Raw genomic sequence first — 24,907 nt, forward strand, 5'->3', positions numbered from 1 at the left:
GCTGAATGAAAAGTTTTCAGCAGGGGAAGTTTGATGAAAATTTCGGAGGAAAAATAAATAGAAATGATGAACATAGTCATACGAGAAATTGAAAGTCAAGATTATATATCTGTAGCAGCAATTTGGCGTGACGTACTTGACGTTTCAGCAGCAACGGATGAGGCTGTGATTAAAACATATGAGAAGATGAAAGGCGATGAACGTTACCACACATTTGTTGCCGATATAAATGGAACGGTTGTTGGCTTCGCCACGACTGCCGAAACCTTAGCGGTCGGATTTCCAAATGGTTATATCAAGATGAACGGACTTGCCGTGCTGCCTTCATTTCAGCATCAAGGCATTGGAAAAATGTTAATGAACCGTGTTGAGGAATTAGCAAAAGAACGTGGCGCCTCACGCATCGGGTTGGCATCGGGCTTTCAGCGAGCTGGTGCACATGCATTTTATGAACGCTTGGGCTACCAAAAATTATCATATTGGTTTCATAAAAATCTTTAACACTATAAAAAGAGGCGGGCAGCTGCGGCAAGTAAGCAGCTGCCTTTTTTGTGTATCACCCTAGGGTGTTACCCGCATTACCGCGGCTGTCCGTTCACGTTTTTAACGTCTGCGCCTTCTGCGATCGACAGCGTGCCGGAGCAGTCCACATTTTCCACAATGCAATCCGGTCCGATGATCACATTATGCCCATTAACCGTCTTTGCTTCGATCCCGTCAATATCAATTTCGGTAGCTTCAATCATTTCAATCTTACACAGCTCATGGCTCCGTTTAAAAAACGCATGCCGCTTCTTAGTATCGCAGTGCACATTCACTCTCTCACCCACGCTCTCCTTGGCCGACAGAAGGCCCTTGCCCTCTACCAGATCTGCTGAAATCTGCTCCTGCGCGGTGACAACCCCTTTACAGAAAACATGATCGGCCTCCACATTATCCTTAATCGTGCACACGCCATCCACCCGGATATCCGCACCCTTCACTCTGCCTGTCACCGTAAGCACGCCGCCGAGCACAATATTCTCCTTTGCCTCGACCATACCGTTTACCGTAACGACTCCGTCGATTTTCGCGCTTTGCGCGTGGATATCTCCGTTACAGGTGATTACGCCGTCCATTATAAGCTCGTCGTAGCTGCCTCCGCCAACCGTGCTTACGCCACTGATTTTATTGATTGCCATAAGATGCTCCTCCTAATTTGAATAAATTTTTGTATTTTACCATCAGCGGGTCTGCGATGCTGCTCCACGCCTGCATGGTAAGCTGGATTGTCTGATCGAATGCCAGCGCTCCTGTTCCTTTAAAGATTACTAAATGATAGCTCCCGCGCAGCGGGAAAACTCCGATGGCTCCACTGCTGCCGCCAGGAATCGGTTGGGGCAGATTGGCAAGCAGTTCCTCCTGCTCCTGCTCCGGGATTTGCTTCTGACCTGTGATAAAGATGGCTACCGTCAGCTCTTCTAATGAAACCCGTTCTTTGCCGAGCAGCTCCGGCAGCTTTGTGCGCCACTGCTCGGGCAGCTCCTCGATCTGCGCCAGAGCCTCTGCTGTGAGGCCTCCCTCCTGCGTTGTTTGCTCGGCAAACATTTTTGCAAGCTCTTCCATTGAATGCTGATCCTTCAGCTGCAGGATCGTTTCAATGCGGCTAAGGATCTGCTCTCTGGGGAAGAAGGTTTCCTGCCCGGTATAGGACGCCTTTTTGATAAACCATTCTTCCGGAATGAGCTGCTGCCGTTTCCAGCGATACAGCTGTCCGTAGGAAATCCCGGTTATTGCCAGCAGATCTTTTTTAGATATCAGATTCATGCGCTCTCCTTTCTAAGCGGCCTGCTTTGTAATGTAACAATGTTTCGTGATTGTATAGTAACATAACATTGTTTTATTGTCAAGCGGTTTTTTGAAAATATTTTATTGGGGGCTTTCTTTCCAGTTATTCTGCATGTCGATGAGTACTGAGCTGGGGCTTGCACCAGCATGCAGAGCGTGTTTTTGCATGTCGGTAGATATTGGAATTGGGGGTTACATCAGCATGTAAAATGTACATTTGCATGTCGGCGGACATTGGAATCAGAACTTGCACCGGCATGCAAATCACATACTTGCATGTCGGTGAACATTAAAAACCGCCTCCCCATCAGCATGCATTTTTTGCCAAAACAAAAAAGCTACAATACTCCCTTTCGGTATCTTGTAGCTTTATGCTTTCTTCCTATACTAATAGGACTATATATGCTCTCCTATCATCTTTTCCATCCAAATCATATCGTACCATCGCTTAAACTTATACCCGCATTGATGAAATCTGCCAACCTCGAGAAAGCCCAGATGCGCATGAAACTCTGCACTGTTTTTAGTCAGATATTCATCCTCTGCCACCGGATAGGCGATGCAAGCGTACAGATTCAAAATTCCCATCTGCCCCAGCTTTTTCTCCAGTGCTCCATACAGCGCTCTGCCCATGCCGCATCTTTGCGCATTCCGATCCAGATAGACCGACAGCTCGCAGCAACGGCTATAGGCCGCCCTTTCGTGGAAAATGCCTGCATAAGCGTACCCCTCGATCCTGCCATCCCGCTCTGCCACCAGATAGGGATAGTGCTGCATCGTTTTAGTCATGCGGCTTTGGAATTCTGCCAGTGACGGAACATCATATTCAAAAGTAATCGCTGTATTTTCAACATAATACGCATAAATCTCTAAAATGCGCGCCGCATCCTCTAAGCTAGCCTCTCGAATTCGCACCATTTTATTTATCTGCTCTCCATACGCCCTTTTTTTCGGTTTCGTCAAATTCTACCGTTACCCTGCCTGTTTCCTTCAGCCATGCCAAATATGAACGCACCGTGCTTCCTACCAGTGCATACTGCTGAAAATTGATCCTCAGCTGATATGCCTGAAACAGCCGTGCCAGCAGGTCCTCAAAACATATGGGCTCCCTGCACAGGTCCACAATGCGCTCCGCAATTTGCTTTACCTGCTGCTCATTATACTGCGCAAGCGGCCGAATATCCTCTGCCGGCGCCGTATGCGACGGAATAAACAGCTTTGCTGCCATATGCTGCACAGCCTCCAGCGTCTCCAGATATGCGCCCACGTCGTAGATAAATCCAATCCCGTATTTGTCCAGCGTCTCCCGGCTCGACAGACAATCGGCCAGATATACCACATCATCCGGCGTGCGAAATCCTGTCATGCCAAACGAATGCCCCGCGAGCGGAATGATCTCTATCTCCTTAGGGAAGGCATCGTCTGCAAAATCGCTGACCTCGCTTTCCTGCGCCAGCAGGAATTTGTGACGGAGCTCCTTGCATGGGTATCCTCCGTAAAGAAATGCCGGCTCCAAGACCGGGTGACGGATAAAATCTGCCTCGATCCCGGTTGAAAACACTTTGCAGCCGGTCTGCTGCTGCAGATAATGATTGCCCCCAATGTGATCGGCATGGGAATGCGTGTTCAAAATCCCGCGCAGCTGCCAGCCGTTTTCGTCCAGCACCTTCTTAACCTTTTTGGCGGCATCTTTGTCGCTGCCGCTGTCGATTAGATATATCTCATTTTCCGCTGCACGGTAGAAGCCAATCTTGGCCGGGCAATCTATATAATAGCTTCTTTCCGCTGCCTGACATAATTCGTACATTATGATTCCATCCTCTCAATTTCGCGCTTTAAGCGGGCCACCGGCAGGCCCATGACGGTATAAAAATCACCGATAATGCCTTTGACAAGCAGCGCGCCGCGCCCCTGAATGCCGTAGGCCCCAGCCTTGTCCATAGGATCGCCGGTCGCCACATATTCCTTGATTTCCTGCTCCGACAGCGGATAAAACTCAACCTGCGCCTCCTCCGTAAAGGCATATTTTACATTCCGATAACAGAGGCAGCAGCCTGTCCGCACCACATGCCGGCGCCCGGAGAGTCGCCGCAGCATCTCTTCGGCCTCTTCCGCATTACGCGGCTTGCCCAGCATCTGTACGGCGCCGCCCTCCTCTACAAACACACCTGTATCACTGCCAATCACGAGCGCCTCCGGATGCTCTGACGCGACCGCCTGCGCCTTGATGCACGCCAAATATTCCGGCGCCTCCGAAAGCGGCAGAAAATCCGGCACAACCTCCTCGATGTCCGCCGCCTGTATGTCAAAATCCTCATAAATCCATTGCAGCAGCTCCCTGCGCCTTGGCGAGGCCGAGGCCAAAATCACCTTTTCAATCACTATTCTTCTCTCCTTTATTCAGCAGCGCCGCCAGCTCCGCCGCCGACTGATTGTAATATTCTATCACAAAATCCCTTTCCTTTGTATATTCCAGACAGCTGATCGCCGCATTTTTTAGCGCAGACCTGCCCGTCTGCGTCATCTCTCCTCGCAGATACGCCAAAAAAATGTGACTGATCTCACCATGACTGACCAAAATCAAATCGCGGCCAGCCTGCGCCTCTGCCAGCCTGCGCACTCCCTGCACAATCCTCGCCTCCGCTGCCAGGCGATCCTCCAGCCCCGGAAAACAATCATCCGGATAAAGGCGCTGCCGCTCCTCCCGCGCGAGTCCGGACGCCGCGCCGTAATCCCGCTCCAGCAAGACATCGTCCGTCTGAATCACGCCGTCATACGAAAGCTCCCTGCCAATCAGTCTCGCTGTTTCCACCGCCCGCTGCAGCGGACTGGAAATCATTGCCGGGCCGTGCCCGGAAAAAGGATACAGGCTGATCGCCTTGCCGGCATCTGTCGCCTGCCGGCGGCCCGCATCGTTAAGAGGCACATCCTCGCGCCCCTGCAGCCGTCCTTCTGCGTTCCATGCCGTTTCACCATGTCGTACGATTATGATCTTCATTTCTGCCTCCGCCTGTATAGTTTGCCTTATTATACCGGCCTTTTCTCTGAATCGCAAGCCTGATATAATTGTATCAATTTTGTAACAATTGACCCGCCCTTTTTGTTCGCCAGAAGACAAATTCCGAACGTTAAAAAACGTCGAAAAGTCACTGTTTATGCTGCTTTATGAGATTATTGTCAAAATGACTTGACGAAATGATTATTTTACCGTATAATAACAAAAGTATTACATTTGTTACAAAGTGCATGAAGACTCCCTTTAATTTGAAAGGAAATAATTTCCGTGATTTGTAGAAAAAAGAACCTTAAAGCGTTTCGCTTATTAATATGTCTTGCATTTGCAATCGCTGTATCGTCGGTGTTCCTCAACATCGAGCCTATGGCTTCAGAAGCTCCTGAGGAATTTCTGGCATCTCTTGAACAGAACGCCTCAGAAGAGGATGCTCAGCGGCTGACACAGGGCTATGGCTCTTCCTTTGCTCCTCTGAGTACAGAAAAGGATATTTACAAGCCGCTCAGTGCCGGTCAAACATCTAATGCAGATGACCAATCTGCTTCTACGATGCCGGCCACCGCACCGCAGCCTGATGCTACGAATACCCCATCTACTGAGAGCGATACTGCTATCGAAACTCCAACTGAAGAGAGCTCTTATTCTGAAGAATCTTCTGTTGATTTCTCTATGGAGCCTGCCCATCCGGAGCAGCCCTCCTATGAAGAAAACAGTGCTATTCACGCAGCCGCTTCCGGCTCTGGTCAGCCCGTTGAAGGAGAGTATTCTGACCTTGATCTTTTAGCTGCGATCTGTCAGATTGAGGCCGGCTATGATTACGATGGCTGCCTGGCTGTTGCCAATGTGGTCTTGAACCGGCTGAATACCGGATTTGATGATTGCCAGACCATTTATGAAGTGATTTACTACCCCAACCAGTTTGCCATCACGCGCATGCCTCATTACCTCAAAAACGGTACAAGCAGTATTGCCCGGCAGGCAGCTGCCGATGCGCTGGCTGGCGCCAACAATATTGGTGATTACTTATATTTCTACGCAGAATGGTATGCCAAACCGGAAACGCTCACCTGCCCCTATTTATTAGTCGGCGGAAACTGTTTCCTGAACAATTCATTATAATCGATCTTTAAGCCAAATGCAAAAGCGAGCGTTCTCATTTATAAGAATGGGAAGCTCGCTTTTTTAATGCTATTTTGCCAATGAAACGATTGTAACAAGGCAAGTAGCAAAAGACTATTCGATATTAGCGTTTATTTCTTTTATGATTTCAACAACCGTTATCGTACCATCCACTAACATTTCACATATAGGCGGATGGTTAATATCGTTATGCTTATTTTCCCAATATGCCTCAGCAAGCCTTATGTTTTCCTGTTTGTCTAATCCGCCATCAAAGCATTTTGTGGCATCGCCAACGAAACAGTTGCCTTTTATCTCCAACTTGACAATGCTGTATGTGGGGCGACCTATTTCCGCGAAATACTTTGCCCAATCACCGGCTTCTTTCAGGGTTTTAGACGCATATAAGCAGCTCATCCTAGATGGATATGCAGGATACTTTTCCAGTCTGACTTCTTCAAGTGCCAGTTCTCTCAAAGCAACCTTGACAGGGTATTCTAAAGAATCAGCGTTATATTTGTCCGGGTTCTGATAGATATCATTTACAATGTCTATTTTATTATAAACCCTTTTATAGACTCCACTATGATGTGTCTTATCAAAGATAATTTGTTGTCCTAATTGAATAGGCTTATCTGTAATAACATGATATGCAAACATTGACGTTTCCTTTTCACATCGCATACCGCACCGCATTATAGATGCTGATACAGACAATGATGCACATCAGAGCCATGTACAGCTTATCGACGGCCTGATTATTCATCTTACGATAAAACACCCTGCCCACTGCGCCGCCAGCAATCCCGCCGGCTGCCATCAGCACAAGCGCCAAGAGCTCGAACTCAGGCACGCTTTGCGTGATCAGCGTTGTCAGCAGACTCGCGATCTGGCTAAATAGAATTATATACAGGCTGTTCTGCGCGGCCGTTTTGGTATCCATGCTAAAGAAAAAGGAAAGAACCATCAGATTGATCGGCCCGCCGCCGATGCCCAGAAAGCTTGACATAATTCCCAGCAGCAGTCCAATCAGCACACACAGCGGCGCTTTTGTCACATGATGTGTATGGATCCGGTGCGCAAATATGGCATATACAATGGTAGCCAGCGTAATCAGCGCTAAACAAACCGCCTGCACCGATCCCACCATGTTTTGATTCTCAAATGCGCCCTTAATCACTTTAAAGAGCTGATTGCCTGCGATGCCGCCTACCGCCGCTCCTATCGCCAGCGGCGTACCTGTTTTAAAGTCCACCCGGCTTTCGCCGGAAATCAAATTGCGGCCTACTGAATAGCAGCTCATGGAAAGCACGGTGCAGCCTGATAAAAAGCTGATTGTTGATACGCTGGCAAGTCCTGCCAGATCCAGCACCGGCTTAATAATCACACCTCCGCCAATGCCGCAGATAGCCCCTGCCACCGAAGCCAAAAAGCTTACTAATAAATATAAAAGCATCAGCATTTCCCATCCTCCTCCAACAGCGCCTTTAGCACCACTCGGGAAAGCACTTCAAATTCCGGATTCTCATCTACATATGTGATGAGCGCCTTCCAAAGGGCCCAGCCCTTTGCCCTGCTGATCACAGCATCATCCAGCCCTGCCAGAAAAATCTGCCGCGCCTCCTGATCAAAAAAGGTCCAGGCCATTACATAATCACAGGCAGGATCGCCTACCGCACAGGTTCCAAAATCAATTAAAGCACTTAATCTGCCATCGCGCACCAGCAAATTGCCAACCGCCACATCTCCATGGACCCATACCGGCTCCTGCTTCCAGCTGCTACTTAGCGCTTCCTGCCAAATACTCCGGCAAGCCTGTATTTTCTCTGCGCCAAGCACCGGCAAAAGCTCTGTCAGTGCCTCCTGCGTCTCCTGATCATACACGCTTAAATCGCCGCCGCGGTAAAAATTATGCTTGCCGGCAGCAGGCCCCTCCTTTGCCGGTACCTGCTGCAATTTGCTAAGCCATGCATTCAGGTCCTGCGCCAGCTGCTTTTCATCCGCCACATTTTCATGCGTAACCGTCTCTCCGATGATCCAGCGGCCAATCGACCAAGGCAGCGGATATCCTTCTGCCGGCTTTCCGGATGCAATCGGCGCTGAAATCTCAAAATCCAGATGCTCCTGCAGATACGGGAGCCATTTTAATTCTAAAGCCACATGCTCCGCATACGCTATATCACTGGGAAGCCGCACCAGATACTCATCTCCCAGATGGAAGGTACGGTTATCATGTCCGCTCTTTTCTACCGGCCAAATAGGCAGTTCCCGATACTCAGGAAACTGCGTATCCACCAGCCTGCGCACTAAATCACTTGTAATTTTCATTTTACTTTTTCAATTCCACAACGCGGCCCTCTGCCTGCGCCTGATAGGCAGCCTCCGCTACCTGCTGGATATGCATCCCTTCCGTAAGCGGCACCGGCACTGCCCCGCCTGTCAGAACAGCCTCCGCGAAGCTTTCGATCTCCTTTTGATATAAATTTCCAAAGTCATCCTGCAGCGGCAGTACCTGCCGCTTACCCTGCTCATCGATATAAAACGCCTTTGGATCGCCTGCCTCTGCCTGACCGATGCTGCCCTGTATGAGCACCGTCCCCTTGGTCCCGTAAACCTCGAGCAGGTTACCGCCCGGGGCGGCATGCATATTGAATGCACCGTCGATATAGGCTACCGTGCCGTTTTCGAGCTGAATCAAAAGATTGCACACGTCATCCACGTCGTAGCTGAAGGTCCGTGTCTCGGTAAATCCGGTGATACGCTTTACGGGACTGTTTACAATATATTCGATGACATCGATGTTGTGGATCCCTACGTCCATCAGCGCGCCGCCGCCGGATAGCGCCTTTTGCTGCCGCCAGCAATTGGGCAGATCCGGATACCAGAAGATCTGCTGCGCACGCGCAGAAACGATCTGGCCAAGCACGCCCTGCGCAATCAGCTCGCGCAGCTGCCGGTGGTAAGTATGAAAGCGCATCATAAAGCCCACGCCGATCTGCACGCCGGCTGCTTCGCAGGCCGCGAGCATCTGCGCGCATTCTTCTGCCGTGCGCCCCGCCGGCTTCTCCACCAAAATATGCTTGCCGGCTGCCGCCGCTGCCTTCACCTGCTCCAGATGGGCGAATACGGGCGACGCGATGTACACCGCATCGATCTGCTCATCGGCCAGCAACGCATCAGCGCTTACATAGCCCTTTACGCCATACTGCTGCGTCATCTCAGCCAGCAGCTTCTCATTTACGTCCATGATGGCGGTAAGCTCCGCATTTTGCGCCAGCACAATCCCCGGAATCGTCCGCGTGCGCGCGATTCCTCCGGCGCCAATCACACCAAATCGTAGTTTTTTCATCTTGAATCCGATCTCCTTCTGCTTTTTTCCTATCATATCACTTACCGCCCGATTTTCCAACCTTTTCTTAACCCTTATTCTTCCTTTTGCTCAATCACCAGGCCCTCCACGTGATGCTTGCTCATCTGGTGGCGCGCTTTTCTGGTCTCTACGGAGTCAAAGATAATCGAAAAATCATAATCTGGCGGATAGAGCTCCGAAGCCGGCGCCAGCAGCTTAACCCGTTTATAGGAAACCGGCCTCTTATGCCCCTTGACCTGTACGATCAGCGTCCCCTCCTCATCCTCAGGCCGGTACACAATGCCGACCTCCTTCTGCGGGTACACCATCACGCTGTCTCCCATTTTAAACTCGGCCTGATGGCGCCGATCTGCCGCCTGCCGCTGCAGCTTTGGTCCGCGGCTTCGCGGCCGCATTCTATCGGGCTCCTCTGCGGCTGTCAGCTTGCCCTCGTACGCCACCTCGCGCGCACGGCGCAGGATCTCCTCTCCAAAGCCTAATCTTTTCGCGATATGAAGTGCGCAGCTCTCGCCCGCCTTGCCCATTTCCAGCCGGTACAGCGGCTGCAGCGACTCCCGGTCAAACGCCATGCGCGCATTCACCACGCCCGGCGTCTGCTCGGCAAAGCTCTTCACCTCCGGGTAATGCGTCGTCACCAAAAACAGACAGCCCCTGCGGCGCAGCTCCTCCAAAACCGCAATCGCCAGCCCCATCCCCTCTGCTGGGTCCGTCCCTGAACCCAGCTCATCCAGCAGCACCAGACTCTGCTCATTGACCTTTTCCAAAATCTCCTTCACATTTGTCATGTGCGCCGAAAACGTGGACAGATTCTCCGAAATGCTTTGTCCGTCCCCAATATCGCACAGATACTGACTATGCATGCACAGATATGTCCCCTCTGCTGCCGGCACATGCAGCCCGCACTGTGCCATCATTGACAGCAAGCCCACTGTTTTGAGCGCCACCGTTTTACCGCCCGTATTGGGTCCCGTAATCGTCACCCCCTGACGGTCCGTCCCCATGCTGAGCTCCAGCGGCACGCATTTCTCCTTTGGAATGAGCGGATGCCTGCCCTGCCGAATCTCTATGCGCCGCTCCATGCCCATCTGCGGCGCGCAGGCGCCAAGAGCCTGACTAAGCCTGCCTTTCGCAAAGATGAAGTCAAGCTCTTCCATCACCTGCTGATTGGCGCGGATCAGCTCCGCCTCCTGTGCTACGGCATCGGTCAGCGTATACAGAATCCGCAGCACCTCATTTTCTTCTTCCAGCAGCAGCGTCAGAATCTGCTGTGTCAGCTCCGTCACTGCTGCTGGCTCAATGAAGCAGGTGCTGCCGCTAGCAGAGTAATCGACCACCGTTCCAGGCATGCGTCCTTTCATTTCACGCTTAACGGGCAGCGTATAGCGTCCGTTTCGCTTAACAGGATACGCATCGGAAAATATGGACTTCTGCGTGCGCAGCAGGGAGCCCAACTTTTGCTGCACTTTTTCTTCAAGCCGTTCTATGCTGCGGCGTATATCAAAAAGCTGCGTGCTGGCTCTGTCCTGTACCCGATCCCCCTGAATGGCTTCTAATATGTCATTTTGCAGCTGCGGCACCCCCTGCAGCGCTGCCCCATAGGAATGCATGACCGGATCCTCGGAGCGCTTTAAATATCCCTCCATCCGCTGACAAGCGGTGATGAAACCGCTTATGCCTAAGAGCTGTGCTGGCGTGAGTACACTGCCAGCTTCGCTGAGAGCGAGGATTTTGTCAATTTCCGGCATTGCCGTGAGAGGCGGTGTACCGCAGGCATCGAGCGTCTGTCTGGCACGGGTGGTTTCTTCCATCTGGCTGTAGCATAGTCCTTCTGCCAGTGCGGGGCTGAGACTTAAAAGACGCGCCCTTGCGCCCTCGGACATGGCGTAATCGCTGAGCTGGTTTTTGATTTTGTCAAATTCTAATATGATTTCTGTATTCATGATTGCCTCCTGGTTGTTTGCTGTACATAAAAAAGCCCGCAGTGCTACCTTTACACTGCGGGCGGAAAATCCCACGCAAAAAAGACCCAAATGGGCGGCGTACGCCGGCTGTAAAGGTAGAAGTTCTTATTTTACCAATACAGTACTATCCGACATAAACAGCCTCCCTTTCGTCTTATGATTGGCTTTAGTATAGGTTTTTGTATGCGGTTCGTCAAGGGTGAGAATGGTTATAGACGTTTGCGCTCCTTTGCATGGATGCTTATTCTCTGCTATACTGAATAAAAATATGCTGAAGGAGGCTATGAATATGCCGCAGCTGGAGCTTGTGCCTGTGCAGGCGGAGCAGAAGGAGATTCTGCGTAACCTGCTGGAGAAATATATGTATGAGTTTTCGCAGTATGAGCTGTGTGATGTGAATGCGCTTGGCTTATATGATTACCCTTATTTGGATTACTACTGGACTGAAAAGAATCGCTGGGCCTTTTTTATTAAGGCAGACGGTAAGCTGGCCGGCTTTGTGATGGTGAATGATTTTCCGGAGGCGGATGAGCCTACGGATTATTCTCTCTCTGAGTTTTTTATTCTGTATAAATACCGGCGCGCTGGCGTGGGCCGCTGGGCGGTGAAGGAGATTTTTGATCGCTTTCACGGGCGCTGGCAGCTGCGCCGCCATCCGCATAATCTGCCCAGTGTTTATTTCTGGGACCGGGTGATTGCCGAGTATACGGGCGGAAATTTTAGGCTTGAGCGGGGCTACCAAAAGGCGCTTTATCCGGATGGTACGCCCAGTGATATTTTCTTTTTTGAGACATGAGGATGAGGGGATTCTGCAAGTGCAGAGTCCCCTGTTTTTATGGTGCTGGAGGGGGATGGGAGGATGTTATCGTCCTCCTTTTGTTTACTATACTCGTATGAGGAGTAATGTTCCGCTCAGTTACGGTATAAATGCCAGGCATATTTCCACTCACACACCTCTTGCGAGGTGTGACCTGCGCTGCCAGTTGGTGATATTCGTTTCCACGCCATTTCTACTCACACACCTCCGCAATGGTTTTGCGTATCCATAGTCCGCCATATAATTTCTACTCACGCACCTCATGCGAGGTGTGACGATACCATGAACGGACTTGAAACCGCCATGACCGATTCCTACTCACACACCTCTTGCGAGGTGTGACATTCGGCATCTGGTAGCATTTCGGTATCTGCAAAATTTCTACTCACACACCTCTTGCGAGGTGTGACGCAATCAACCGGCTGCTGCAGACAATGAAGGAAGATTTCTACTCACACACCTCTTGCGAGGTGTGACATCATCGCAAGTGATTTTGATGGGGTTGCCAATAATTTCTACTCACACACCTCTTGCGAGGTGTGACCATAATACACACCGTTATCATCGGCGACCTTTGATTTCTACTCACACACCTCTTGCGAGGTGTGACTTCTGGTGAAGGCTATGGATCAATCGCAAAAAGATTTCTACTCACACACCCCTTGCGAGGTGTGACGGACAGCGCCTCCACAATGGACCCCATACTAAATTTCTACTCACACACCTCTTGCGAGGTGTGACAGCTCCCTTTGATATATCCGAAAAAGCATCGTTATTTCTACTCACACACCTCTTGCGAGGTGTGACATGGAATGGGTCGGTATGTAGTGCGTGTGGGAAATTTCTACTCACACACCTCTTGCGAGGTGTGACATCACTGGCCAGCGGCTTAAACACTCCATCATTAATTTCTACTCACACACCTCTTGCGAGGTGTGACATGATGCGTACACGGAAATGACAGATTCTGCAATTTCTACTCACACACCTCTTGCGAGGTGTGACGATCTTACCGAAGAGACGGTTGTCGTTGAGGGTAATTTCTACTCACACACCTCTTGCGAGGTGTGACCGCAAAATATTGTAGTTTTGCAACTCTCACTTCTATATCATGAGGTCGACTCTTACTTAAGGTATCGTTTTCTTAAATTTTTCTACGATATTACGTCAATTTTCGGGTGAACCTCCTAGGGATTTCACACTACCATAGGTTCGCCTAAATGATAATAACCCCTTCAGGATTATAAGTTTGTTTGATTCCGATATGTTCTACCCTCTTTTCCCATTTATTTCCCAAATAATAAAATCGCAGACTATCCTTTTCTCTATCGATTATTTTAAGCAGTCTATCTTTCAATTTCAAAAACTGAGAATAATCCAGATCTGCTTCAAATACAGAGTTCTGTACCCTCTGCGCATGATTTTGACACTCCTTTGCGATCTTTCTCAAGCGCCATCGTCCTCCATCATCAGATGTGGAAACATCGTAGCTAATCAGTACCATCATGCGGCAAAATCCCTCCTTCCTTCATCACAATGATTTTATCAAAAAGCAGGGATATTCCTCCAAATCCCCCCGGATATATTTTGCCAGCAGATTACTTTGTACATAGGGAATTAACCCAAATGGTATTTTCTGCTTTAAAAATGGATGCGTCACAGCTGTTCGCTTTTTCTCCTGCCATTCCTTCAATACCTTCTTTCTACCCTCATCGCTTAACCAAACCGCTCCTGATATTTGCGTATCAAAATCCTTTTCATTGACGATCTTCAGATTGATCAATGTTAAAACAAACCTTTCAACAAGGCTCCTCGTCTCTTCAATCAAATCACACGCCAGAGATACTCTGCCGCTTCTGGCAGAATGCAAAAAGCCAATATAGCTATCAAGCCCCACTGTTTCAAGTGCAGAAGCATATTCGGAGGTATATAACGTATAGACAAAAGATAGCATCGCATTTACAGGATCGAACGGCGGCCTCTTACTTCTATATTCAAACGAAAACGATGCATTTGTCATAAGACTATTAAAAATGGAAAAATAACTTCTTGCACAGTTTCCTTCGATCCCCATAATCTCTTCGGCAGATTCCGCCTCGTAGATTTTAAGAATTCCCTCTTTCAAAGTATCAATTGTTTGATTGATATCACTATCTGAACGTAGATTCGGCCTATCGTGCTGCGATCTCTTAATTGTCTGTATGCAATTGCTCAATTTAGCAGCAATCGTATTTTGGGCAAGCAATATCCCCTTTGCTCTAAAGACATCAATCTGTGCTATCCTCAAAAAGACATTTCCCTTTGTTTCCCCGCATACCTTCGCTAAAAATTTGCCGCTAGGAGAAATAAAATTGATCGAAATGCATTGGCTCACACATTTTCCCATCACCGCCGGTGAACAGCCGATATAGCTAAAGCATACAATGTTCTCAATATTATCAAAGGGAATTCTAAATTTGTCCTCCTCTTCCATTTTGCAGACGAGATTTTCGCCATCTAAACACAGATATGCATTTTCATTTGTGATATAAAGCGTATTTAATAGTCTTCTCATGGTTCCTTCCTCATCACCCTCTCAATCTCTTTTCTAACATTGATCAAAGACCTCGCCTTCGGCATACAAATATCTGCAAATGAACATCCACTGCAGCGCTGCCCCTCTGGTATCGGTGGAACCGTTCCACTTTTAATGTAGCTTCTCATCTGCTTTATGACTTCCCTCAGCTTCATATCATATTCAGCATAATTTTCCCTAAGAGGGAGCCTATATCGTTTTTTAACATCTCCATAATATAAAGCTCCCTCACAATCACAATCAAATACGTAATCAACGCATATTTTTTGTGCAAACACCTGCATCGAATCATCAAAATTGTATTCCTGATTCTTAGGCTTAGTAGGCTTATATTCGACGATTACAAACTTTCCGTCTCCCCCTACCTCTAGGCAATCTGTCTTTCCATACAGTCCATATGCCTCCTCATCGTTATATATCGACACAGAGGTATAGCATTTCCCCCTCACCGAGGAATAGGCAGCCTTTTCATCATGCACTCTCTCATGCATAATATTAGCTTTTGTAACAAACATATTTTCTGCCCATGCCTGCTCTATTTCTGTTAAGCCCCATCGATGAGCGCAGTATAAATAATGCTGTATTGAACGTATGGATATGTCATTTGCCTCTATCATAGCTTTTCTATCAGCTCTACACCCGATGGCATTTCCTGATCCACAGCAATCTCATAATCATTAAAGCTACGAGGAATATTGGAAAGCTCTTTGACCGATATTTTATCAAATAATATATGTGACGGGCAGTTACCCAAGATATGCTCATGCTTAAATACAAATAATTTTCGCATACACATCTTTCCTCTTGCTGCGCTGTGATCATTTTCAAACATGTTGATAATCGCTTCCCATAACAGCTCAACATCCTCTTCGCTTAAATCCGTTACTTTATTGGCAAGATTCGCCGAAATATATCCTTCCGCACGATAAAGGGCATACGGCACAAAGCTCTTTCGGGCCATTTCTGTCTTACCCTTATTCATACGATCTTCCGTGGTTTTCGCTTGTCTTGTAATCGCAATTTCCTGAATATTGATCGGAGATATACTTTTGGCAAAGTTAATCTGCACCGGTCCTCTTACAATTCCACATGGATTATCACCTGTAGACATAACCGCGCCAAAGGCTCTAACATCAAAATAGTTTTTGCACATAAAATCGCGCGCTTTCTTCTCATCATCCGGGTCTTTACTTTTATGCTCTATGTTTTGGGCATCATAGGCTTCTGTAAACTTTGCATTTAAGGGACGGTCTGCCTTTATTAAAATATTATATCCCGCTTCCCCTTCCTTCATCAGCTCTACATAATTTCTGATTTTACGTTTGATACAAACATCCGTTATGTATCCAAGGCCTGTTTCCGCATCAATCCGGGGAGTATTGCCTGCATCGGGATCTCCGTTAGGGTTTCCGTTCTCAACATCAAAAAACATTACAAACTCATATCTGTTCTGAATTGCCATCTTAAAGCTCCTCCACTTTTTCATTATTCTGCTTTGGTTTATAAAATTCATTGTACTGCTGATAATATCCGACCATAAATTTCCCTTGCTCTGCAAGCATCAATATACCGGGAAACTCGTCATCGATGCAATCGATAATCTCTTGCATCAATTTTTTATAATAGATTCTTTTGGACTCCCCTAACTTTTTTAAATGATATTGCGCTAACCTTAATAGCTTGGGAAATACCAGCATTGGCTTTACTGATGCCGATGCAAAAAAGGCATCCTTGATCGCACTATTAAGACTTCCCCCTGAGACATCCTCCTGCAACTTCTCCAGAACAGCAAAAAGCCGTCCGCAAAGATATGCCTGATTGGTATTCGCTTTGTCCAGTGACACTGTCAGTTCCTCCTTTTTATTTTGTATTCTGGCTCTTCTGTTGATACAAGCTTTGATCACCCCTGCTCTGATATCATTAATACTTCGGTCTGTTTTCACCCTCCTTATCATTGTTGAAAGTAAATACTCCGGATAATCTGCACCGCATATAATCGATTTGAATAGTTCTTCGATCAGAGACTGATGAATCTTCGCATTTGTGCTATTGGGCGTAACCAGTTCCTTTTTAATTCTCCACATAGGCAGTGCTCTCACCTCTGTGCCCATCTGCAGATCCCTCTGATGCGTAGCAATGTTTTGTAGCATTTCCCCAAACCTTTTACGATAAATAAATTTGAGCGCTGCGCGCGATGTATTTGGTTTTATGCCAACAATATAAAAATCTACATTTTCAAACAAGGTATCACTTACATTAAATCGTTCCTCCAGCACGCTCCCTTCTTTTGCGCTTTTCATGATACTATCCAGCATTTCATCTGTCTTTTCCTGATCCATCTCATCTGAATTACCAAAACACAGATAGGACATTAGATCTGTGCACTTCTGAGCATTTTCCCCACCGTTTGCCCAGTACAGAACCGTCATATCATCCATGGTTTCCTTATGGCGCTTATCGCTAAGCAGCATATTAAGCGCTGTTGTATACTTCTCCATTGCCGTTTCAGAAATATTACTGTTATAGGACTGCTCGTTCATATAAGAACAAACCGCCGGGAAATTATAGCCTACCATAACAGTCCCCGTCGATAAGCCCCCGCTAATTCCTTTAATTTTATGATGGATCCGTGCAATCGGCTCATGGTACTGACCTGTAATGGCGCACTGGGCCCTAAAGCCTGCTACCTCAGCGCTTTTTTGCTCTGCTCTTTCACGATTCCATTTTTCCTTCAACAATGGATCATTGTGCAAAAGCTGATCTGTTCTGCCGCTTACACTAAACACAAACGAAGAATTTGCATACTGCTTTCCTAGGCCTACCAGCTTAGGATTTTCCTCTTCATCAGCAGGTACCCAGTTTAGAATAAACGCCCTATAGGCATTGATGACCGGCGAATCCAGGCCTTCCAGAAAAGCAATATTGCGCGTAACAAAGTCTTCGTGAGACTTCTTGGCTTTGTCTTTTGGGTCCTCTGCTGTCAGCTGATCCTTCTCAAAATTTAAGCCAAAGATATATAAGGGCCTATGTTCTACGATGTTCGCGCGTATAGTTGTTGCTTGCTCTCTCAGCGGAAGAAGCTCATTTTTAGGACGCAGCCTTTTCCGTGGAACCCCTTTTTTGTCAATCTCCGCCTCTTCTGTTTGCCAGCTAACGATATCCTCTATTTTCCCGTCCAGAGTCAGACAGATACAAAAATGGACCGGCAGATTTGAATAGCCATCCGGTAGGATTTTATTTTCAGCAGCCATGATGTCATAATAATCACACAAAGCCTTGATCAGCACTTCATCACCTCTTTATATTTCTCTACCTCAATCACTCCGTTTATCATATGCGGTCTGTAATAGGCTGTCGTTGCCTTATCGGAGAACCTTGGATTTGACCAATCGCCATTTTTAGGGATTCCCTGATCCTCAAAACAAACCTTATAGCTCATAAAGCCCAGATCAACATCCCCCATCTGGATAATACGGCTATCTATTTCCTGCAAATTAAAGTCATCGACCAATTGAATCCTTTTTATCGGAAACTCGCTGCAGCCAAGACAGGGCATTCTAAAGCACTGCCCTCTTTCAAGGCGCCGTTTTATGATATTGTAATTCTTCTTTTCTCCCTCGCCTGATTCCTGCTCATTTTTTAAGTTGGTGAGTTCAAAATGAAATTCTATGCCATATTTAACATTTTTTAATATCATAGCAGATCTCTGACTACGCTCCTCGGAAGTATAGATAACGGGATCTCCGCCTTTTCGCCTCATCTGGCTCTTCATTTTCTGCAGCGATATTTTATTCTCTACTTCATTACGCCTGACACTTATAAAATCGATTGGATTAAATACAATGATCTTATCAATCACATACCGTATGGCGGGCTTCCAGTACACCCCCTTTAGCAGCCCTTCCAGTGCTCCCGGTGGGGGCACATCATAGCTTACACGCTCAGCCTTCATTTCCGGTCTAGTAAAGCACGCATAATCCCCTTCTACCATTACCTTAAATCCATAACTCATTGTGACATCCTTTCTTGTAAAACAGATTCTAACCTTAATAATCCCTTGCCTCAAATTGGACTCCTGTATCCTCTTCATAATAATCCCGATTCATAAGACACCATATGTTACTGCCAAAGCTGTTGATCACGCCCTGCTCTTTCAAATCTGCAAATTCTCTTTCATTGATGCTAAACGTGTATTTTTGAAGCTGCCGATGGTTGACATATTGCTGTCTTTTTATCGCATCTACCAGTCTTTTGCTCAGGTCATCTCGCTCCACCACAATAGAAACTGCATCACTGTCAATCAGTTCAAATTTTCTTGCATATGCTGCAAATTTAAGCGACCATATATCAGTACTATCATCCGATATCATAGGTCCATTGGTGTTTTCAGAACTAGAAAAAAACAGCCTATTATAGTACTCACGAATGCATTCTGCATCTGAAATGTCATCATATTCTTTCAATAGACCTTTGAGCAAATTGGCCCGTTCATCCTTCAAAACCCTGTCAGCCCTTTCTTCGAGCGTAAATACATACACCTTCGCATTTTCCAGCTTACCTTCACGATTACATCGCCCTCCTGCCTGCAGTACATTATCCAGTCCCGCCAATTCTCTATAGACACTAAAAAAGTCAAGATCGACGCCTGCTTCTATCAGCGATGTAGAAATCACGGTAATTTTCCTTTCGCTTGGCACCCCTTCCAGCTCAGGGTATTCCTGCTGTAAACTGCTTAGCTCCTCCTTTATTTTTTGTATTGTTCTCTTTCTGTCATATGCCGACATATAGGTGGACAAATGATATACCCTTTGTCCCGATTTTTTACATAATGAATATAGTTTTCTGGCGGTCAGTTTCGTATTGACTACAACTAATGTACTAGCGTCCTCCAAAGCCTTTTGTGCCAGCATCTCCTCGCTCAGACTGCCGATGTCTTGATAGGAACACTTTTTAAAATTCTCAAATAACGCTGTATCCTCTACCAAGTCCGTTACTCTTTGGAGGTCAAAACCATAGGAGGCTAAAAGCCTTTTGAAGTCAGGCATGGTAGCCGTTAAAAATATCGCCTCACTATTCAATATAGATGTAATATGTGCTACCGCCTGTAAGCAGGGCTTTAAAAAATGTATCGGCATAAGATGCGCCTCATCAAAGATGATCACGCTATTCGCCATATTATGAAGCTTGCGCAGCTTCCCCCTCTTATTGGCATAAACAGACTCAAAAAACTGAACAAACGTTGTTATGATAATTTGTGCATTCCAGTTTTCCTCTGCTGCCTTCAGCAGCCTTTTATAATCCTCCTCCGCATCATACTCATCATATGAAAACGAAGATTGATGCCTCAGGATCTCTGCAGAGTCGCCAAACAGCTCTTCCAATAGCTCAGCCGTCTGATCAATAATGCTATTATAAGGAATCACATATATAATTCTCTTCCTGCCATATCGAAGCGCTCTGCTAAGCGCATATTTCATACTGCACAGCGTCTTGCCGCTGCCAGTGGGCATATTCATAAGAAAAATCTCGGATTCACACTCCAGCTTATCATACACCTGTCTTTGTATCGCCGATCGAGAGCGCTGCAGAGGCGTTTCACAGCGAAAAGAATTGAATTTTGCGTCTATCTTTTCTAGGCACCGGGAAAAATCGGATACTAACTCCCGATGTGGCTCATCCGAACAAAAATCTGCTGTATCAAGAGAATCCGCATCCGTTAAGCATGAAAAACAATACCGTGTAATAAAAGCAAACTTCTCTGCCAGCATCCTTTTATCCTCTTTACACCCCTGTATCAAAAAGCTGGCAAGCTGCCGACCATCTATGGCCGGCGGGGTTATCTCTGCTTTATACACTTCATACTCTTGATACTTTCTTTTAAGCCGTCCCGCTAAAGTAGGCATGTCCGCTGTATCATTGATCGCTCCACCATCCGGCAGCCCACTATGATGGCCCATAATACAGTACTGCAGGATGCATGAAACCACCGGCGCATTTTGGTATAATTGCTTCGCTTCAATTGCGCCGCATAGTGCATGCTCGATCCTAATGTTTTCCTCCCCTCTTATTCTCCGCTGAAAGCCCATCTGAAGTTTTCCCAGGTCGTGAAGCAGCCCTGCTGCGTAATTTAACTCCTTCAAAGAATCTATCGAAAATTTTTCTGCTAAATGAGCTGTATTGATGCTATGTTCATAGACGCTTTGTTCTTCCTTCGTCTTCTCATTAATATGCGCAATATATTCCACATTCTCCCCCCTTTCCCCTGCTTTATTTAGACTATATTACCATATATTTTTCTTTTCATCAACACATTTTGTTTATATTGACAATTCATTCCATCAAAGTCCTCTATTCTATATTCAAACTTTATATAACCTTAATTTCCCTTGCACCACCTTTTTTATTTTTTTTCAATTTAGCTGAATTTTTTCAGCCGCCTATGGCGGAAAACCTCCCCTGTAGCTGAAAGTTATCAGCCATCCAAAACGCGGAATCATCTCCTGGTGGAAATCTTTCCACCACAAGCCTCCCGTTCCCCATCCGCGACGTAAAATTTTCAGCTATTTTCAAGATTTACGCCAAACATGATGCACACATGTAAATATGACGCACGCCCCTCCTCACTCAAGCTGCGCATGATTTCATTGCAAACCGCCTCCGAATATGCTACAGTAGAGATAGCAAATTTCGAAAGAGAGGAACCCTATGAATATCATTGTTTGCATCAAACAGGTCCCCAGCAGCTCCAATGTCAAGGTAGATCCTGTGACCGGCGTCCTGATCCGCGACGGCGTCGAAAGCAAGATGAATCCCTATGACCTCTATGCGCTGGAAATGGCCCTCACGCTCAAAGAAAATCACGGCGGCAGCGTGACGGTCGTCACCATGGGGCCAGACGCCGCCAAGGCCGTGCTCATGGAGGCCATCTACATGGGCGCCGACCACGGCTATCTCATCAGCGACAGGCGCTTTGCCGGCGCCGACGTGTTAGCCACGTCCTACACGATTTCATCGGCAATTTCCGCCCTCGGCGGCTACGATCTGATTCTCTGCGGCAAGCAGACCACCGACGGCGACACGGCGCAGGTGGGTGCCGAGATGGCGGAGTTTCTGCAGCTACCGCATTATGCCAACGTACACCGGGCCGCCTATGCGGCAAATGGACGCATGGTCTGCTCCTGCGAGCTGGGCGCTACGGTGCTCGAAGCAGAGATCGCCTTGCCCTGTCTGCTCTGCACCGACGGCGAAATCAACACGCCAAGGCTTCCTTCTTACAAGCGCAAATGTGCAGCGGCCGGGCATGACGATCTGATCACCACCCTGTGTCTCAATGACTTTACCGATACCGACGCTTCGCATTACGGTCTGACCGGATCGCCTACGCAGGTGGAGCGGATTTTCCCACCCGAAAAAAATACAGAGCGCGTTTTCATGGAGGGCAGCGATGCCTCTGCACAGCTGTTTTCTCTGCTGAAAACGCGGAAGTTTATATAAGGAGGGATTCCCATGGCTGAACTGAGAATTCATCATGAAAAGATCGATGCGGCCGCGGCCGGGCAGCTTGTGAAGCTCTGTCCGTTTTCGGCTATCTCCTATGAAAATGATAAGCTGCAGATTAATGCTGCCTGCAAGATGTGCAAAATGTGCGTGCGCAAGGGTCCGGCCGGCGCGATCGAATACATAGAGGATGCGGCGCCTGCAAGCGTCGACAAATCTGCATGGAACGGCATTGCCGTATTTGCCGATTGCAGCGAGGGCAGCATCCATCCCGTTACCTTTGAGCTCATCGGCAAGGCGCAGGAGCTTGCACAGGTCACCGGCCATCCCATCTATGCCGTGCTGATCTGCAACGGCGATACCGGCTTTTCGGATCAGCTGCTGCAAAGCGGCGTGTCCAAGGTTTTCTTATACGACTCTCCTATTTTTAAGGACTTTTCTATTACCACCTATGCCAATGCATTTGAGGATTTCATCCATCAGATAAAGCCCTCTTCCGTACTCGTAGGCGCTACCAACATCGGGCGCAGCCTTGCCCCGCGCATTGCCTGCCGCTTCCGCACCGGCCTCACTGCCGACTGCACCGTGCTGGAAATGAAAGAAAATACCGATCTCGTGCAGATTCGTCCAGCATTCGGCGGCAACATTATGGCGCAGATCGTAACCCCTCGCACGCGGCCGCAGTTTTGCACGGTGCGCTACAAGGTATTTGCTGCTCCGCAGCCGGTAGAAAACCCTGCCGGCGAGCTGGTGTCTATGCCTGTGGATCCTGCATGGCTCGATGCGCGCGTGCAGGTGCTGAGCACGGAAAAGCGTCCCGTCGGCACTGATATTTCGGAGGCGGATGTGATCGTGGCTGTCGGCCGCGGCCTGCGCAGTAAGGATGATCTTGCGCTGGCGCAGCGTTTTGCCGCCCTCATCGGCGCACAGCTGGCCTGCACGCGCCCGCTAGTGGAGAGCGGCTGGATGGACGCTTCACACCAGATCGGCCTGAGCGGCAAAACCGTTAAGCCAAAGCTCATCATTGCGCTGGGCATCTCCGGCGCGGTGCAATTTGCCGCCGGCATGAAGAGCTCCGACTGCATCATCGCCGTAAACAGCGATCCGGCCGCGCCCATTTTCGATGTGGCGCATTACTGCGTGGTCGGCGATCTGTATGAAGTGCTCAATGACCTAATTAAACGAATCGAGGAGGAAGATGCTCATGTATAATCCAGTACAAGATGCGGACATCGCTTATTTTCAGTCCTTCATTCCCTCCGACCGGCTTTTCTGCCGGGGTGATATTGTAGACGACTATTTTCATGACGAGCTGAGCGGCACCGAGCATGCGCCCGAGCTTCTGATTTTTGCCGCCTCCACGGAGGAGGTTTCACGCGTCATGCAGTATGCGCATGCGCATAGCATTCCCGTCACGGCGCGCGGCTCAGGCACGGGCCTTGTGGGAGCCGCTGTCGCGGTAAAAGGGGGTATTTTGCTGTGCACCTCCAAGATGAACCAGATTTTGGAGCTTGATCCAGAGAACCTCACGGTGACCGTACAGCCCGGTGTGCTGCTGATGGAGCTTGCCGAATATGTAGAAGCCAATCAGCTTTTTTATCCGCCGGATCCCGGCGAGAAATCCGCCACCATCGGCGGCAACATTTCGACCAACGCCGGCGGCATGCGCGCCGTGCGCTATGGCGTAACGCGTGATTATGTACGCGCACTCACCGTTGTGCTGGCAAACGGCGAGGTGCTGCAGCTGGGCGGCAAAGTCGTAAAAAATAGCTCCGGCTACAGCCTGCTGAATCTGATGATCGGCTCTGAGGGCACCCTGGGCATCATCACCGAGGCCGTGCTGAAGCTCCTGCCGCTGCCCGCCAAAACGATCAGCCTTCTGGTGCCGTTTGAAACCATGCAGGCGGCTCTTGCTGCCGTGCCTCTGATCGCACGCTCCGGCACCAATCCCACCGCCATTGAATACATGTCACACGATACCATTTTGTTCGCCGAAAGCTATCTGGGTAAAAAATTCCCCGATACGGCCTACGACGCGTATCTGCTGCTGACCTTCGACGGCAATTCTCTCTCCGAAATTGAACAAAACTATAGCCGCGCTGCCGATATCTGCATCGAAAACGGCGCGATCGACGCTTATTTCATCGATACGGATGAGCGTAAAAAGTCCGTATGGGATGCCCGCGGCGCTTTTCTGGAGGCCATCAAAGCCTCCACTGACGAAATGGATGAATGCGACGTGGTCGTGCCGCGCAACCGCATTGCCGACTTCATTACCTACACCCATGCGCTGGCAAAGGAGCTTTCCATCCGCATTCCCAGCTTTGGCCATGCCGGCGACGGCAACCTGCATATCTATATCTGCCGGGACGGACTGGAAGAAGCTGCATGGCAGCAAAAGCTGGCTGCTGCCTTTGAAAAAATGTACGCCAAGTCCGCTGAATTCGGCGGGCAGGTCTCCGGCGAGCACGGCATCGGGTACGCTAAAAAGCCCTATCTGCATGAGCATCTTGGCCCTGTGCAGATGGAGCTGATGAGGGGCATCAAAGCCGCCTTTGATCCAAAGGGCATTTTAAATCCTGATAAAATCGTATAATTAAACTTCCCCTCGCCAGCTCTTCTTTAAGAAGGTAATCAGTGAGGGGATTTTCTTGATTTCGTGTATGAATGAAGTTGTAAAAATCTTGATTTCGTGTTATACTAATATAACAAAAATCTTGATTTCGTG

Annotated in this window: 24 protein-coding genes and 1 CRISPR repeat array; of the genes, 6 read left to right on the forward strand and 18 right to left on the reverse strand. The window is 48.2% G+C overall.

Annotated features, from left to right (window positions below; genetic code table 11):
• Window positions 1-63: 63 nt before the first annotated feature.
• Window positions 64-501, forward strand: a complete 438-nt coding sequence (locus tag HFE64_00085; protein ID MCI8631873.1) for a GNAT family N-acetyltransferase — start codon at window positions 64-66, stop codon at window positions 499-501.
• A gap of 77 nt (window positions 502-578) precedes the next feature.
• Here HFE64_00085 and HFE64_00090 read toward each other — a convergent pair whose 3' ends face one another.
• The 6 genes from HFE64_00090 to HFE64_00115 all read right to left on the reverse strand — a co-directional run bounded on the left by HFE64_00090 (window position 579) and on the right by HFE64_00115 (window position 4,825).
• Window positions 579-1,181 (reverse strand): hypothetical protein, encoded by a 603-nt coding sequence (locus tag HFE64_00090; GenBank protein ID MCI8631874.1) that lies wholly within the window; start codon window positions 1,179-1,181, stop codon window positions 579-581.
• Window positions 1,168-1,806, reverse strand: coding sequence for a DUF4004 family protein (locus HFE64_00095; protein MCI8631875.1), 639 nt, complete (start codon window positions 1,804-1,806; stop codon window positions 1,168-1,170). The genes HFE64_00090 and HFE64_00095 overlap by 14 nt, the downstream gene beginning before the upstream one ends.
• Before the next feature lie 417 nt (window positions 1,807-2,223).
• A complete protein-coding gene (locus HFE64_00100; GenBank protein MCI8631876.1) occupies window positions 2,224-2,745 on the reverse strand; it encodes a GNAT family N-acetyltransferase in 522 nt (173 codons plus the stop codon).
• Window position 2,746: 1 nt separating this feature from the next.
• Window positions 2,747-3,634 carry an MBL fold metallo-hydrolase gene (locus tag HFE64_00105; GenBank protein MCI8631877.1) on the reverse strand — a complete coding sequence of 296 codons (888 nt, stop codon included), beginning with the start codon at window positions 3,632-3,634 and terminating at the stop codon, window positions 2,747-2,749.
• Complete coding sequence (maf, locus tag HFE64_00110; GenBank protein ID MCI8631878.1) at window positions 3,634-4,209, reverse strand: septum formation protein Maf; 576 nt, start codon at window positions 4,207-4,209, stop codon at window positions 3,634-3,636. The genes HFE64_00105 and maf overlap by 1 nt, the downstream gene beginning before the upstream one ends.
• On the reverse strand, window positions 4,202-4,825 hold the full coding sequence (locus tag HFE64_00115) for a histidine phosphatase family protein (protein MCI8631879.1): 624 nt from the start codon (window positions 4,823-4,825) through the stop codon (window positions 4,202-4,204). The genes maf and HFE64_00115 overlap by 8 nt, the downstream gene beginning before the upstream one ends.
• A gap of 381 nt (window positions 4,826-5,206) precedes the next feature.
• Between HFE64_00115 and HFE64_00120 the strand changes: the two genes are divergently transcribed.
• Window positions 5,207-5,959 carry a cell wall hydrolase gene (locus HFE64_00120; protein MCI8631880.1) on the forward strand — a complete coding sequence of 251 codons (753 nt, stop codon included), beginning with the start codon at window positions 5,207-5,209 and terminating at the stop codon, window positions 5,957-5,959.
• A gap of 114 nt (window positions 5,960-6,073) precedes the next feature.
• On the opposite strand, the gene HFE64_00125 is transcribed toward HFE64_00120, so the two are convergent.
• From HFE64_00125 to HFE64_00145, 5 genes are all read right to left on the reverse strand, one after another.
• On the reverse strand, window positions 6,074-6,619 hold the full coding sequence (locus HFE64_00125; GenBank protein ID MCI8631881.1) for a DUF2441 domain-containing protein: 546 nt from the start codon (window positions 6,617-6,619) through the stop codon (window positions 6,074-6,076).
• A 13-nt stretch (window positions 6,620-6,632) separates the two neighbouring features.
• Window positions 6,633-7,421, reverse strand: a complete 789-nt coding sequence (locus HFE64_00130) for a sulfite exporter TauE/SafE family protein (protein MCI8631882.1) — start codon at window positions 7,419-7,421, stop codon at window positions 6,633-6,635.
• Window positions 7,415-8,287, reverse strand: a complete 873-nt coding sequence (locus HFE64_00135; GenBank protein MCI8631883.1) for an aminoglycoside phosphotransferase family protein — start codon at window positions 8,285-8,287, stop codon at window positions 7,415-7,417. The genes HFE64_00130 and HFE64_00135 overlap by 7 nt, the downstream gene beginning before the upstream one ends.
• Window position 8,288: 1 nt before the next feature.
• Window positions 8,289-9,308, reverse strand: coding sequence for a Gfo/Idh/MocA family oxidoreductase (locus HFE64_00140; protein MCI8631884.1), 1,020 nt, complete (start codon window positions 9,306-9,308; stop codon window positions 8,289-8,291).
• Window positions 9,309-9,382: 74 nt separating this feature from the next.
• Window positions 9,383-11,269, reverse strand: a complete 1,887-nt coding sequence (locus HFE64_00145) for a DNA mismatch repair protein MutS (GenBank protein ID MCI8631885.1) — start codon at window positions 11,267-11,269, stop codon at window positions 9,383-9,385.
• A 304-nt stretch (window positions 11,270-11,573) separates the two neighbouring features.
• Between HFE64_00145 and HFE64_00150 the strand changes: the two genes are divergently transcribed.
• On the forward strand, window positions 11,574-12,086 hold the full coding sequence (locus HFE64_00150; protein MCI8631886.1) for a GNAT family N-acetyltransferase: 513 nt from the start codon (window positions 11,574-11,576) through the stop codon (window positions 12,084-12,086).
• Window positions 12,087-12,228: 142 nt separating this feature from the next.
• A CRISPR array of direct repeats spans window positions 12,229-13,179; the repeat unit is 33 nt; unit sequence ATTTCTACTCACACACCTCTTGCGAGGTGTGAC.
• A 144-nt stretch (window positions 13,180-13,323) separates the two neighbouring features.
• On the opposite strand, the gene cas2 is transcribed toward HFE64_00150, so the two are convergent.
• Genes cas2 through cas3 form a run of 7 tightly spaced genes read right to left on the reverse strand, consistent with a single transcriptional unit; the run spans window position 13,324 to window position 20,927 of the window.
• The gene (gene cas2 / locus HFE64_00155) at window positions 13,324-13,614 is read right to left on the reverse strand and encodes a CRISPR-associated endonuclease Cas2 (protein MCI8631887.1); all 291 of its coding nucleotides are present in this window, start codon (window positions 13,612-13,614) and stop codon (window positions 13,324-13,326) included.
• Window positions 13,615-13,638: 24 nt separating this feature from the next.
• Window positions 13,639-14,661, reverse strand: coding sequence for a type I-C CRISPR-associated endonuclease Cas1 (gene cas1c, locus HFE64_00160; GenBank protein ID MCI8631888.1), 1,023 nt, complete (start codon window positions 14,659-14,661; stop codon window positions 13,639-13,641).
• Entirely contained in the window at window positions 14,658-15,296 is a 639-nt protein-coding gene (cas4, locus tag HFE64_00165; GenBank protein ID MCI8631889.1) for a CRISPR-associated protein Cas4, read from the reverse strand. Before cas4 ends, cas1c begins: the two co-directional genes overlap by 4 nt.
• Window positions 15,296-16,144 carry a type I-C CRISPR-associated protein Cas7/Csd2 gene (gene cas7c / locus HFE64_00170; GenBank protein MCI8631890.1) on the reverse strand — a complete coding sequence of 283 codons (849 nt, stop codon included), beginning with the start codon at window positions 16,142-16,144 and terminating at the stop codon, window positions 15,296-15,298. Before cas7c ends, cas4 begins: the two co-directional genes overlap by 1 nt.
• A 1-nt stretch (window position 16,145) precedes the next feature.
• Entirely contained in the window at window positions 16,146-17,969 is a 1,824-nt protein-coding gene (cas8c, locus tag HFE64_00175) for a type I-C CRISPR-associated protein Cas8c/Csd1 (protein MCI8631891.1), read from the reverse strand.
• The gene (gene cas5c / locus HFE64_00180) at window positions 17,963-18,694 is read right to left on the reverse strand and encodes a type I-C CRISPR-associated protein Cas5 (protein ID MCI8631892.1); all 732 of its coding nucleotides are present in this window, start codon (window positions 18,692-18,694) and stop codon (window positions 17,963-17,965) included. Before cas5c ends, cas8c begins: the two co-directional genes overlap by 7 nt.
• Before the next feature lie 34 nt (window positions 18,695-18,728).
• Window positions 18,729-20,927 carry a CRISPR-associated helicase Cas3' gene (cas3, locus tag HFE64_00185; protein ID MCI8631893.1) on the reverse strand — a complete coding sequence of 733 codons (2,199 nt, stop codon included), beginning with the start codon at window positions 20,925-20,927 and terminating at the stop codon, window positions 18,729-18,731.
• A 460-nt stretch (window positions 20,928-21,387) separates the two neighbouring features.
• Here cas3 and HFE64_00190 point away from each other — a divergent pair, with 460 nt between their 5' ends.
• Genes HFE64_00190 through HFE64_00200 form a run of 3 tightly spaced genes read left to right on the forward strand, consistent with a single transcriptional unit; the run spans window position 21,388 to window position 24,775 of the window.
• Window positions 21,388-22,176, forward strand: a complete 789-nt coding sequence (locus HFE64_00190) for an electron transfer flavoprotein subunit beta/FixA family protein (protein ID MCI8631894.1) — start codon at window positions 21,388-21,390, stop codon at window positions 22,174-22,176.
• Between the two features lie 12 nt (window positions 22,177-22,188).
• The gene (locus tag HFE64_00195; protein MCI8631895.1) at window positions 22,189-23,391 is read left to right on the forward strand and encodes an electron transfer flavoprotein subunit alpha; all 1,203 of its coding nucleotides are present in this window, start codon (window positions 22,189-22,191) and stop codon (window positions 23,389-23,391) included.
• On the forward strand, window positions 23,378-24,775 hold the full coding sequence (locus HFE64_00200; protein MCI8631896.1) for an FAD-binding oxidoreductase: 1,398 nt from the start codon (window positions 23,378-23,380) through the stop codon (window positions 24,773-24,775). Before HFE64_00195 ends, HFE64_00200 begins: the two co-directional genes overlap by 14 nt.
• Window positions 24,776-24,907: the final 132 nt, after the last annotated feature.

Source organism: Lachnospiraceae bacterium (assembly GCA_022794035.1).
In the GTDB taxonomy this organism is placed as follows: Bacteria; Bacillota; Clostridia; order Lachnospirales; family Bianqueaceae; genus CALWPV01.

Excerpts from the sequence above, each read along its gene's own strand:
- HFE64_00085 (MCI8631873.1), top strand. The coding sequence starts at position 64 with ATGATGAACATAGTCATACGAGAAATTGAAAGTCAAGATTATATATCT.
- HFE64_00090 (MCI8631874.1), bottom strand. The coding sequence starts at position 1,181 with ATGGCAATCAATAAAATCAGTGGCGTAAGCACGGTTGGCGGAGGCAGC.
- HFE64_00095 (MCI8631875.1), bottom strand. The coding sequence starts at position 1,806 with ATGAATCTGATATCTAAAAAAGATCTGCTGGCAATAACCGGGATTTCC.
- HFE64_00100 (MCI8631876.1), bottom strand. The coding sequence starts at position 2,745 with ATGGTGCGAATTCGAGAGGCTAGCTTAGAGGATGCGGCGCGCATTTTA.
- HFE64_00105 (MCI8631877.1), bottom strand. The coding sequence starts at position 3,634 with ATGTACGAATTATGTCAGGCAGCGGAAAGAAGCTATTATATAGATTGC.
- HFE64_00115 (MCI8631879.1), bottom strand. The coding sequence starts at position 4,825 with ATGAAGATCATAATCGTACGACATGGTGAAACGGCATGGAACGCAGAA.
- HFE64_00120 (MCI8631880.1), top strand. The coding sequence starts at position 5,207 with ATGGCTTCAGAAGCTCCTGAGGAATTTCTGGCATCTCTTGAACAGAAC.
- HFE64_00125 (MCI8631881.1), bottom strand. The coding sequence starts at position 6,619 with ATGTTTGCATATCATGTTATTACAGATAAGCCTATTCAATTAGGACAA.
- HFE64_00130 (MCI8631882.1), bottom strand. The coding sequence starts at position 7,421 with ATGCTGATGCTTTTATATTTATTAGTAAGCTTTTTGGCTTCGGTGGCA.
- HFE64_00135 (MCI8631883.1), bottom strand. The coding sequence starts at position 8,287 with ATGAAAATTACAAGTGATTTAGTGCGCAGGCTGGTGGATACGCAGTTT.
- HFE64_00140 (MCI8631884.1), bottom strand. The coding sequence starts at position 9,308 with ATGAAAAAACTACGATTTGGTGTGATTGGCGCCGGAGGAATCGCGCGC.
- HFE64_00145 (MCI8631885.1), bottom strand. The coding sequence starts at position 11,269 with ATGAATACAGAAATCATATTAGAATTTGACAAAATCAAAAACCAGCTC.
- HFE64_00150 (MCI8631886.1), top strand. The coding sequence starts at position 11,574 with ATGAATATGCCGCAGCTGGAGCTTGTGCCTGTGCAGGCGGAGCAGAAG.
- cas2 (MCI8631887.1), bottom strand. The coding sequence starts at position 13,614 with ATGATGGTACTGATTAGCTACGATGTTTCCACATCTGATGATGGAGGA.
- cas1c (MCI8631888.1), bottom strand. The coding sequence starts at position 14,661 with ATGAGAAGACTATTAAATACGCTTTATATCACAAATGAAAATGCATAT.
- cas7c (MCI8631890.1), bottom strand. The coding sequence starts at position 16,144 with ATGGCAATTCAGAACAGATATGAGTTTGTAATGTTTTTTGATGTTGAG.
- cas5c (MCI8631892.1), bottom strand. The coding sequence starts at position 18,694 with ATGAGTTATGGATTTAAGGTAATGGTAGAAGGGGATTATGCGTGCTTT.
- HFE64_00190 (MCI8631894.1), top strand. The coding sequence starts at position 21,388 with ATGAATATCATTGTTTGCATCAAACAGGTCCCCAGCAGCTCCAATGTC.
- HFE64_00195 (MCI8631895.1), top strand. The coding sequence starts at position 22,189 with ATGGCTGAACTGAGAATTCATCATGAAAAGATCGATGCGGCCGCGGCC.
- HFE64_00200 (MCI8631896.1), top strand. The coding sequence starts at position 23,378 with ATGCTCATGTATAATCCAGTACAAGATGCGGACATCGCTTATTTTCAG.